Genomic DNA, 13,234 nt, shown 5'->3' on the forward strand with positions numbered 1-13,234 from the left:
TATCATCTCAGCCTCAAAGTAACCCCTGCACCTACCCCCCAATGACCTCCAGCACTTGTGACAGATACATTAGAACGGATGTTGCCATCTTCAGATGTATAACCAGCACCAAGAGCAAATGCAGATTGACTACGCCATACACCACTACCAAACGAAACGCTTAAAGAGCCTGGCGTATCATAGTAACGTAAATTAGATACTGCCAAACCAATCGCTGCTGATTGTCTTGCTTCCTTCCGGACATCTTCAACCGCATAACTTAACGTTTCAAACTTCATATCTGTATAGGATTTCGCCTCATCAGTAGCATTATTGATTGCACTATCGACCTTATCATCCGTATACTTTTTCGCATCATCAAGAACGATTTTCATCTGCTGTTCGGTATAATCATGCAATTGGCCTCCATTGACAGCTTCTTTCGAACCGCTCTCAATCTTGCCATCCCCTACATTATCTATCAACACAGGATCACTTTCATTAACACCTACTAACGTGACTTTATTAACCTTATGACCTTCACCATCTTGATCATACTTAACAACACCGTTCGTAACCGTACTTTCAATATCTTTTACTTGCTTATCAATACTACTTACTTGGCTTTCAACTGCGCTAACCCTCTCATTCGTCTCAAAAAGCTGACCGCCATTCACTGCATCCTTCGAGCCTGATGCAACCTTACCATCCGCTACATGCGTAATCTTGCTGTCTTGACCTGCATGACCTGCATTATAAGCCCCTTCTTTCTCATCCCAATTTAAACTGTTCGACGAGACATTCTGCTCTACTGTGTTAATACGATCGTTGATACTTGACATACTGCCATTAACACCTTCAAAAGCACTCGCTACATCATTATAGCTCTTCTTTTCAGCTGAACTACCATCAAAACTGAATTGTGCAACCTTGAACTCTGGTGCTCTCCATGCTCCATCTTTATACCCAGCACCACCACCAAAATATGCAGCAAGCTGATTACTCATTAAATAGAGCTGAGATCCATTAATGGCTTCCATCGACACTGCTGAAAGCGCTCCATCTTTTACACCTGAAAGCGTCCGTGCAGAACCATCAATATTTGTAATACTGATGCTTGTACCATCTTTCTCACCACCAATCGCGATAACTTTTGTCTTCTTGTCTTGCTTAACTAGGCTTTCACCTTCAACTTTAGTAATCGCATTATTTACTTGATTGGTAATCTCATTGGTAACTTTGTCACCAAAACTTATGAAAGCATTATTAACACCTGTAAAGGCTTCCGCTACACTCGTATAGTTCTTCTCACCTTCCTTACCATTTGCATCAAACGTTTTTACTGTAAAGGTAGGAGCAACCCATTTGCCCTCCTCATACTTAGCACCACCACCAAAATACGTCGCAACTGTATTATTCAATGAGTAAAGCTGGCTTCCATTTACCGCATCTGTTGAATTTTCTGAAACTGTTCCTGCCTGAAGGAACGTAATCTTACTGTTACTTCTTGCATCATCTTTGCCATGCTTGGCTACAAACGCTTTGTCAGCATCACTCCACAATAGCGCATCACCTTGAATTTCTTGAGTAATATTCGTAATCTTCTCATCAAAATTCTGCACTACATTTGTCAGATGATTGTTCACATTCTTAACACTTGCACCAAGACCAGAAAAAGCTGAACCTACATCATTAAAGACAGACTTGCTTATCTGACCATCTTCAGAAACACTGGATAATTCATAGGTCGGATGTGTAAAGCTACCATCTTTAAATGACGCATCACCACCCAAAAACTTCGCTACATCCTGAGACAGGGTATTAATTTGGTTGCCATTAACCACATCATGTGAACCCTTTGCAATCAGGCCATCCGCAACATTATGCAAACCAACAGCCGCAGAACCCTTTCCTTTTCCAAAAGTCACACTTTCATAATTAATGCTGCCTTTTTCATTCTTATCGTAATGAACAACAGCTGAATCATCAGACTGAAGATCCTTAGAAAGATCCTTTAAACTTTTTTCAAGCTGACCTTTATTAACCGCTTCATTATCTTTCTCCGCTGCCTTTACACCTGAAAGTGTACGATCTGCTCCGTCACTATTTGCAAGACTGATGCTTGTACCATCTGTCTCACCACCAATCGTGATAACTTTTGTCTTCTTGTCTTGCTTAACTAGGCTTTCACCTTCAACTTTAGTAATCGCATTATTTACTTGATTGGTAATCTCATTGGTAACTTTGTTACCAAAACTTATGAAAGCATTATTAACACCTGTAAAGGCTTCCGCTACACTCGTATAACTCTCCTTACCTTCCTTACCATTTGCATCAAACGTTTTTACTGTAAAGGTAGGAGCAACCCATTTGCCTTCTTCATACTTAGCACCACCACCAAAATACGTCGCAACTGTATTATTCAACGAGTAAAGCTGGCTTCCATTTACCGCATCCGTGGAACCATTCGCAATCTCTCCATCCGCAAGGAACTTAATTTTGCTATTGCTTCCTTCTTTGCCATGCTTGGCTGCAAACGCTTTGTCTTCCTTGCTCCAATTCAAAGAATCTTGAGCAACACTTTCAGACACATCTTTAATACGTTGATTAACATTCTTGATATTCTCATCAAGTCCTGCAAATGCTGAACCTACATCATTAAAGACATTTTCCTCTACCTTACCTTCTTTAGAAACCTGAGATAGATTATAGGTAGGACCTGTAAACGCACCATTTTTAAAGGCAGCATCACCACCTAAGAATTTGGCAACATCCTGTGAAATCGTGTTAAGCTGCCCACCATTAACCACATCATGTGATCCTTCAGAAAGAGAGCCATCTTTGACATTATGGAGTGCAACGGGAGCAGAATTTTTATCGATACCTTTTCCAAAAGTCACACTGCTATAATCAGTTTCGTTATTTGCTTTTTTATCATAAAGAACTACTGAAGAATCTTCCGATTGAATATTTTCTGAAAGTTTCTTTAAACTTTTTTCAAGTTGCCCCTTGTTAACAGCTTCATTATCATTCTCTGCATCCTTCACACCAGAAAGCGTCCGACTCTTATTATCTTTATCAGCAATACTGATTGTAGTTCCGTCCTTTTCCCCTCCAATCCTAATCAACTTTGTTGCATCATCCCACTTAACAAGACTATCACTGATTACATTGTTAATCTCATTCTTAACTTCATTATGAATATTTGTGAAAGAATTATTGACAGCAGAAAAGGCGTCCGCAACAGTATTGTACTTTTCCTCTGTCGCATTCCCTTCAGCATCAAATTTTTGAACTGTGAAATTAGGTACATTCCATTGCCCTTCTGCATAACCAGCTCCGCCACCTAAATACTTCGCAAGTGTATTGCTCATCGAATAAAGTTGGGAACCATTAATGGCATCTGTTGAGTTATCAGCAATGTTGCCAGACTGAAGAGATGTAATCTTGCTATTGCTTCTTGTCTCATCTTTGCCATGCTGTGCTATAAATGCCTTGTCTGCATCACTCCACAATAGTGCATCACCTTGAACTTCTTGAGTAATATTATTTATTTTTTCATCAAACTTTTGGACTGCATTCATTAGGTGATTATTCACATTATTCACATTCGTATCAAGACCAGCAAAAGCAGAACCAACATTATCATAGCTAGTCTTTTTTATCTCTCCATTTTCGCTAACACTAGAAACCTCATACATCGGTCCTCTAAAAGTACCGTCTTTAAAAGATGTATTACCACCTAAGAATTTAGCAACGTCCTCACTGATTTTATTAATCTGCTTACCATTGATCGCGTCATGCGAATTTTCACCAATCCGACCATCAGCAACATTATGAAGTGCAACGGAGGACTTATCTTTGCCACCTAAAGTTACATTGGTATAATCAATTTTATCATCTTTTTTATCGTAATGTACAACAGCTGAATCATCAGACTGAAGATCCTTAGAAAGATCCTTCAAACCTTTATCAAACTGAGCTTTATTAACTGCTTCATTATTGTTAACAGCTTCTTTCACACCGGAAAGTGTTCGATCCTCTTTATTTTTATTCGTGATATTAATTTCACTGCCTTCTACTTCTTTACCAATGTTGATAAGATTTATTTTGTCATCTTTCTTAATAAGGCTATCACTAACAACATTGTTAATCTCATTATTAAACTCTTTATGAACATTCGTGATAGAAGTGCTAACATCAGCTAATGCATCCGCAACAGTACTGTACTTTTCCTCTGTCACATTTCCTTTAGCATCAAACTTTTGAACTGTGAAACTAGGTGCAGTCCATTCTCCACTCTCATATCCAGCACCCCCTCCAAAATATTTTGCAACTGTCTTATTCAAGGAATAGAGCTGATTACCGGTTATAGCTTCGGTGGCCCCCTCTTCAATAGCTCCATCTGCAAGAAACTTAATTTTGCTATTTTCTTGTATTCTTACGGCTCTACCTTTTTCTTTTTTACTCTTTTCATGACGGGCTACAAAGGCATGGGCGTCATCATTCCATAACAAAGCATTTTGCTCAATACGCTCGGTAACCTCAGTGTTATTTTTAGAAATTTCATTGTGAAGCTTTGTGAATGAACCATTAACAGCAGAAAATGCATCTGCAACAGTGTTATAATTTTCCTCTGTTACGTGTCCTTCAACACCAAATTTCTTAACTACAAAATTCGGAGCAGTCCATTGGCCATTCTCATATTTAGCACCACCACCCAAATAGGTAGAAACCTTATTATTCGTTTCAAAAAGCTGAGAACCATTTACAGCATCCGTTGAGGTTGATAAAAGATCACCATTCGCAAGAGACGTGATTTTACTATTTGTCTTTGCGCCTTCCTTTCCATGCTGAGCTACAAACGCATTGGCTTCCTTACTCCAGTTCAGAGAATCTTGCGCTACACCCTCAGAAACTTCTTTAATACGCTTATTGACATTCTTGATATTCTTATCAAGACCTGTAAATGCACTACTTACATCATTAAAAGAGTCGTCTGTTATCTGTCCATCCGCATCAATACGGGATAATTTGTAGCTCGGTTCTGTAAACTTACCATCTTTAAACCCTGCTCCTCCACCAAAGAATTTGGCTACCTCCTGAGTTATCGTATTAATTTGGCTACCATTAATTACATCATGCGACGCTTCAGAAATTACACCATCTTTCACATTATGCAGTGCAACGGGAGCAGAATCTTTATCTACGCCTTTTCCAAAGGTCACACTGCTATAATCAGTTTTGCCATCTGCTTTTTTATCATAAAGAACAACAGATGAATCTTCAGACTGAATGTCTCGAGAAAGTTCCTTCAAACTTTTATCAAGCTGAGCTTTATTAACTGCTTCATTGTCATTCTCGGCTGCTTTAACACCAGAAAGCGTACGATCAGCACCATCACGATTTAATATACTGATTTTATTACCACCTCTTTCAGCACCAACAGTAATCAGCCCCTTTTGATCTTGCTTGATAAGACTATCACTGACAACATTAGTTACATCATTATGAACATTCGTAACAGTATTACTAATACCAGAGAGAGCTTCCGCTACATTCGTATAGCTTTCTTCACTTTCTTTACCTTCTGCATCAATTTTCTTGATTACAAAACTTGGAGCTTTCCATTTGCCTTTCTCATATCCAGCACCGCCACCAAAATATGTCGCAACTGTCTCACCCATTGAATAAAGCTGGCTACCTGTTATCGCTTCTGTTGAGCCCTTAGAAATTTCTCCATCTAAAAGAAACTTCAATTTACTATTACCTCTATTCTTACCTTCTCCATGTTTCGCTACAAAGGCTTCTTCTTCCTTGCTCCAGTTCAAAGAATCTTGCGCTACGCCTTGCGTAACTTCCTTAATCCGTTGATTTACATTCTTGATATTTTCATCAAGACCCTCAAATGCTGAACCAACATTTTTAAACTCTGCAGATTTTATTTCTCCATCTTTGGTCACTTGAGATAAATTATATATTGGTTCTGTAAAGCTACCGTTGCTAAAGGCTGCATTACCACCCAAAAATTTAGTTACATCCTCACCGATTTTATTAATCTGCTTACCATTGATCGCATCATGTGATTCTGAAGAAATTGCACCATCGGCAACGTTATGAAGTGCAACGGGGAATTTATCTTTACCACCCAAAGTCACACTCTTGTAATTAATGGTGCCATTCTCATCGTTGTTCTTATCGTAATGAACAACAGCTGAATCTTCAGACTGAAGATTGGTAGAAAGATCTTGCAAACTTTTATCAAGCTGAGCTTTATTGACTGCTTCATTACCTTTCGTTGCTTCCTGCACACCAGAAAGCGTCCGATCTTCACCATTCTTATTGACTACACTGATTGTATTGCCTTCTACTTCTTTACCAATATTGACAACCTGTGTCTTAGCATCTTGCTTAACAAGGCTATCGCCTTTCACATTGCTAATCTCATTATTAATTTGCTTGGTAATCTCATTTTTAACATTCGTGATAGAAGTGCTAACACCAGCTAATGCATCCGTAACAGTACTGTACTTTTCTTCTGTCGCGTTCCCTTTATCATCAAATTTTTGAACCGTAAAAGTAGGTGCAGTCCATGCTCCATTCTCATATTTAGCGTCACCACCAAAATACGTCGCAACCTTATCACCCAATGAGTAAAGCTGATTACCAGTAACAGCATCCGTTGAACCATCAGAAACATTACCGTCTAAAAGAAATGTAATTTTGCTGTTTTCTTGCGCCCTTACGGCTCTGCCTTTTTCTTCTTTACTCTTTTCATGACGCGCCACAAAGGCATGAGCGTCATCATTCCATAATAAGGCATTTTGCTCAATACGCTCGGTAACCTCAGTATTGTTTTTAGAAATTTCATTATGAAGCTTTGTGAATGAACTATCAACACCTGCAAATGCTTCAGCAACAGTATGATAGGTATTCTCTTGAATAGAAAAACTTGGGATATCACCTTTAAGAACATCGGCTCCACCACCAAAATAAGCTGATGTATTGTTAGCAACTTTTTTCAGATCATTTGTCACAGTCGTAACATTTTCATTGGTCGTAAAAAGTTGTGAACCATTTACTGCTTGTCGTGACGTTTTAGAGAGCTCTCCATCTTTCACACCAGAAAGAAGTCTATCCTCTTTGTTTTTATTTGTAATGTTAATTACACTGCCTTCTATTTCTGCACCAATAGTAATATAATTTGTACTTGCATCTTTTTTAACAAGGCTATCACCTTTCACATTGCTAATCTCATTATTAATCTGCTTCGTAATTTCATTTTTAATATTTGTAAAAGAACTACCAACTCCAGCAAGTGCATCAGCAACATTGGTATAGTTCGTCTCTTCAGAGTTGCCATCATTCTTAACTGTATTTACTTTAAAACTAGGAGCTTTCCAGTTTCCGTCCTGATCGTAGCCGGCACCGCCACCAAAATAGGTAGCAAGTGCACTCTTCAGAGAATAAAGCTGACCACCTGTGACTGCATCTGTAGAGTTAGAAGCAATATTCCCATCCGAAAGATGTGTAATCTTGCTATCTTTTCTGTCCTTCTCTTTCCCGTGCCGAGCACTAAAAGCTCCATCAGACGCACTCCATAATAAAGAATCCTGTGCAACACCCTGAGATACCTCTTTAATTCGCGCATTAACATTCTTGATATTTGTATCAAGTCCAGTAAAGGCTGCTCCAACATCGTTAAAGGTAGCACTTGATATCGAACCATTTTCTTCAACCTTCGATAAGCTATAAGTTGGTGTTGTCAAAGCACCGTTGTTAAAAGCTGCATTACCACCTAAGAATTTGGCAATATCCTGCGAGATTGTGTGAATCTGGTCACCATTCACAACTTGAGTTGAATCTTTACCAATCGTACCATGTGAAACGCCAGAAATAATTCGCTTCTCACCAGCCTTATTGGCAATATTGATTTCTGTTCCTTCTTTTGCCGCACCAATAGTAATATGATTTGTTTTTTTATCTTGCTGAACAAGGTTCTCACCTTCCACCTTGGTAATCGCATTATTAACCTGTTCAGTAAATTTATTCTGAACATTCGTGATAGAAGTACCAACACCTTCAAAAGCAGCTGCTACATTATTATAGCTTTGTTCACTTTCTGTACCATCATCCTTAACAGTTTTAACCTTAAATTTTGGAGCGATCCATTCTCCATTCTCATATTTAGCGTCTCCACCAAAATACGTCGCAACCTTATCGCCCAATGAGTAAAGCTGCTTACCTGTAACAGCATCCGTTGAAGTCTTAGAAATATCACCATTCGCAAGAGATGTGATCTTGCTGTTTTCTTGTATCCTTACGGACTTACCTTCTTCTGTGCTCTTTTCATGACGAGCTACAAACGCATTGGCTGTATCATTCCACAATAAGGAAATGCCTTTAACATTATTAATCTCTTTGCTAATCTCATTTTTAACATTTGTGATAGAATTTTTAACACTCGTAAAAGAATCACCAACACCTCCAAAAGCGGAAGCTACATTTTTGTAAACTTTTTCTTCAACTCCACTGCCATCAGCACTGACAATCTTAACCTTAAAGCTAGGAGCAGTCCATGCTCCATTCTCATATTTAGCGCCACCGCCTAAATAGGTAGTAACCTTGTCATTCGTCTCAAAAAGCTGGGAACCATTTATAGCATCCGTTGAATTCTTAGAAACATCACCGTTTAAAAGAGATGTAATCTTACTGTTTTCTTGTATCCTTACGGACCTACCTTTTTCTTCTGTACTCTTTTCATGACGAGCTACAAATGCATTGGCTTCTTCGTTCCATAATAAGGAATCGCCTTTAACTTGTTCAGTAACATTCGTTAGTTTATCTTCAACTTTTTTGATGCTTGTATCAAGCTGGCTTTTGTTAACAGCCTCATTATCATTCTTTGCTTCTTTCACACCAGAAAGAGCCCGTAATTCATTTTTGCTGTTAGCAATATTGATTTCACTGCCTTCTACTTCTGCACCAATAGTAATATAATTTGTATTTGCATCTTTCTTAACAAGGCTATCACCTTTCACATTGGTAATCTCATTATTAATCTGCTTGGTAAGCTCATTTTTAACATTCGTGATAGAATTACCAACTCCGGCAAGTGCAGACGCTACATCATTGTAGACTGTTTCTTCACCTTCTTTTCCATCAGCTTTAACAGTTTTAACCTTAAAGCTAGGAGGAGTCCATTTGCCTTCATCATACTTAGCGCCACCACCTAAATAGGTAGCAACCTTTTCATTCGTCTCAAAAAGCTGGGAACCATTTATAGCATCCGTTGAACCCTTAGAAACATCACCATTCGCAAGAAACTTAATCTTGCTATTCACTGATTTCACCGGATCTTCCCCAGTCACTTTCTCTGCATGACGCGCTACAAACGCATTGGCTTCCTTGCTCCACGATAAGGAATCGCCTTCTACTTTGGTGACTACATTCGTAATCTCATTTTTAATATTCGTGAAAGAATTACCAACACCTGCAAGGGCAGACGCTACATCATTGTAGACTGTCTCTTCACTTCCTGTGCCATCAGCCTTAACAGTTTTAACCTTAAATTTTGGAGCAGTCCAAGTTCCTCCACTAAAACTAGCACCACCACCAAAATACTTGGCAAATGTATCACCAAGTAAATAAAGCTGCTTACCCGTAACAGCATCCGTTGAAGTTGGTGAAACATCACCATTCGCAAGAAACGTAATCTTGCTGTTTTCTTGTATCCTTACAGACTTGCCTTCTTCTGTACTCTTTTCATGACGGGCTACAAACGCATTGACTTGATCACTCCATAGCAGAGAATCGCCTTTAACATTCGTAACAGCATTGGTAATCTCATTTTTAATTTCTTTATGAATATCCGTAATAGAATTACCAACACCTTCAAAAGCAGCCGCTACATTTTTGTAGACTGTCTCTTCACCTTCTGTACCATCAGCCTTAACAGTTTTAACCTTAAATTCTGGAGCAGTCCATTCGCCATTCTCATATTTAGCGCCACCGCCTAAATAGGTAGCAACCTTTTCATTCGTCTTAAAAAGTTGGAAACCATTTATAGCATCCGTTGAAGTTGGTGAAACATCACCTTTCGCAAGAAACTTAATCTTGCTGTTCACTGGTTCCACTGGATTTTCTCCAGCCACTTTCTCTGCATGACGGGCAACAAACGCACCATCTTCCTTACTCCACGATAAAGAATCACCTTCTACTTTGGTGACTACATTCGTAATCTCATTTTTAATATTCGTGAAAGAATTACCAACACCAGCAAGAGCAGACGCTACATCTTTGTAGACTGTCTCTTCACTTCCTGTGCCATCAGCCTTAACAGTTTTAATCTTAAATATTGGAGCGGTCCATTGACCATTCTCATATTTGGCTCCACCACCAAAATACTTGGCAAATGTATCACCAAGTAAATAAAGCTGCTTACCCGTAACAGCATCCGTTGAAGTTGGTGAAACATCACCATTCGCAAGAAACGTAATCTTGCTGTTTTCTTGTATCCTTACAGACTTGCCTTCTTCTGTACTCTTTTCATGACGGGCTACAAACGCATTGGCTGTATCACTCCATAGCAGAGAATCGCCTTTAACATTCGTAACAGCATTGGTAATCTCATTTTTAATTTCTTTATGAATATCCGTAATAGAATTACCAACACCTTCAAAAGCAGCAGCTACATTTTTGTATACTGTTTCTTCACCTTCTGTACCATCAGCATTAACAGTTTTAACCTTAAATTCTGGAGCGGTCCAAGTTCCTCCACTAAAACTAGCGCCACCACCTAAATACGTCGCAAATGTATCACCTAGTGAATAAAGCTGGGAACCATTTATAGCATCCGTTGAATCCTTAGAAATATCACCATTCGCAAGAAACGTAATCTTGCTACTTGTCTTCCCATCTCCCGCCCCGTGCTTGGCTACAAATGCATCATCGGTCTTGCTCCACGATAAGGAATCGCCTTCCACTTTGGTAACTACATTATTAATCTCTTTGGTGATGTTATTCTGAATCTTCGTGATAGAATTACTAACACCTTCAAAAGCAGATGCTACATTTTCGTAGCTTTGTTCACTTTCTGTGCCATCATCTTTAACAGTTTTAACCTTAAATTTTGGAGTGCTCCATTGGCCATTCTCATATTTAGCACCACCGCCAAAATAGCCAGCTATGCTGATGCCAAACTGATGCAATTGATGCCCTGTCATTGCTTCAGTGGAAGCATCAGAAATGACTCCATTCGCTACGCCAGAAATAACTCGACCCTTGCCATCCTTATTGGCAATACTGATTTTATCACCATCTGCTTCTTTCCCAATGGTAATATGTTTTGTCTGAGCATCTTGTTTTACAAAGCTACCGGATGCTACCTGTTCTTTGATCTCCTTCAGCTGTGCAAAATTAACTGCATCAGTACCTTCAGTGCCCTTTGCCACTCCTGTAATCTTTTGATTGCCGGCACCTATACCTGCAGTCGTCATTTTCGGACCACTTTTAATCACTAAGCCTGTCGCATCTAAGGTATTTTCGCCTACCTTTATGCTATCAGCTGTGATAGCCCGTGCTAGATCAAATGTGATCTTATTCTTATCGCTGACTATCTTAAAGTTGTCACTTCCAGAGGAAAAACTGAGGCTGTTATCCGCATCAACATTTGTAGTCTTTTCTCCAACAGATAGCTTCCAACCTGTTTTTGCAATTTCTCTTACTGCTTTCAACTGCGCAACATTCACAGCATCAGTATCTTTAGTACCAGCCGCTACTGCTACAATTTGGCGTGTTTTTCCATCAGCAGTATTGCCAACACTAACTGCAGCTAGAGTACTTTTCCATACATAACCTTCCTCCTCTGTAGCACCATTTGTTATGGGATCATACCCACGAGCACGCTCATAAACCGTAGCCACAGAATAAGCACCTAAAGCAACTGAGGACTCGTTTTTCGCCGTAGTTTTAGAACCTATAGCAACCGTAGCATCACCTCTCGCATAAGCTTCATGACCTATAGCAACAGAGATTCTACTCTGTGGAAATACGACTGCATTATTACCAATAGCAACCGAAAATGAACTATCCGATCTCGCATCGCTACCAATAACAACATTTCTGGAGAATACTTCGATTGTAGGAGTATTAGACCATACCATAGCATTGTTACCAATAACAACATTATCATAGCCATTTACATGCATAACTTGACCATGTATTATATTAGAACCGCCTCCACCACGGGACTGTACTGCAGTTCTACCATTCCACAATCCACCAAAACTATCAACAACCGCTACACCATCGCCATTTTGAGAAAACTGTTTAGGGATGAAACTAGAAAAATCAGAAAACTGCGGGCTGGTGATAAATCTTTTATATTGCTCCTCTGCACTGAACTCCCTTTTTGGTAGGCTATTGCTGTATGCTGTCAAAATATTCACGATAGCATTATCATTATTTTTCTTAGAAAGAGTATTGATGAGAAAATTGACATAGTCACTAACAGCGCTCGCTGCCAGTGTGCTCCCCGCTTGTAGGGCTGTTACATAGTTTTCCTGATCGCTCGCATCAACATTATAGTCATCATAAACAGAGATAACACTTTGCGGAAAAGCTACAGAAGGGCTTTTCGCACTTATGAGAAATGCTTCTTTTGGAGAAACTGTTTTTGAATACACTGGAGAAGCACTCGACAAAAGTGCTACTACTGAGGATAAAGAAAGCATCTTTACAAAAGATGTCTTGTAAATAGGACGAAGAAAATTCAATTTGCCCCCCGCTAATTTGGCATATACTTTTTTCATAATTATCCCCTGTAATAAAAACATATTAAAAACATATTAAAAACATAAAAAAGCCATATTTTGATGCCTATGAACCTGTCCTCTTAATAAAAATACCCACGGAATTTAACGGTTCGTAAATTGTGTAGTTGCGATCGCTAGTTGCTAGATTGATAACGTTTCGAGTCTTTTATCTTCCCGCCCTATGCCTTTGTTATCGTCAGAACTAAATGTCAAAATTGGCAAAGATATCAAACAAACATCTAAAATACATTTAGACTCTAATAAAAATTAATTTCACCGTTTGCAGTGTTATACTCATTAAAAAAGAGATTATTCTTGCCCAATTTAAATATCGAAAGCATTTCGCTTAAAAATATTTAGTTTCTTAACAAAAGTCTTCAAAATAAGAAATTTATCATCTTCCCTTTACTGATAAATTGCTTCATTATTTAGAAGAACAC

1 protein-coding gene is annotated in these 13,234 nt (G+C 38.9%); it reads right to left on the reverse strand.

Annotated features, from left to right (window positions below; genetic code table 11):
* Positions 1-2: 2 nt before the first annotated feature.
* Positions 3-12,791, reverse strand: a complete 12,789-nt coding sequence (locus LBE40_RS06590; protein WP_252615175.1) for a Vomp family autotransporter — start codon at positions 12,789-12,791, stop codon at positions 3-5.
* Positions 12,792-13,234: the final 443 nt, after the last annotated feature.

The organism is Bartonella taylorii (assembly GCF_023920105.1).
Classification (GTDB): Bacteria; Pseudomonadota; Alphaproteobacteria; order Rhizobiales; family Rhizobiaceae; genus Bartonella; species Bartonella taylorii.

Excerpts from the sequence above, each read along its gene's own strand:
- LBE40_RS06590 (WP_252615175.1), bottom strand. The coding sequence starts at position 12,791 with ATGAAAAAAGTATATGCCAAATTAGCGGGGGGCAAATTGAATTTTCTT.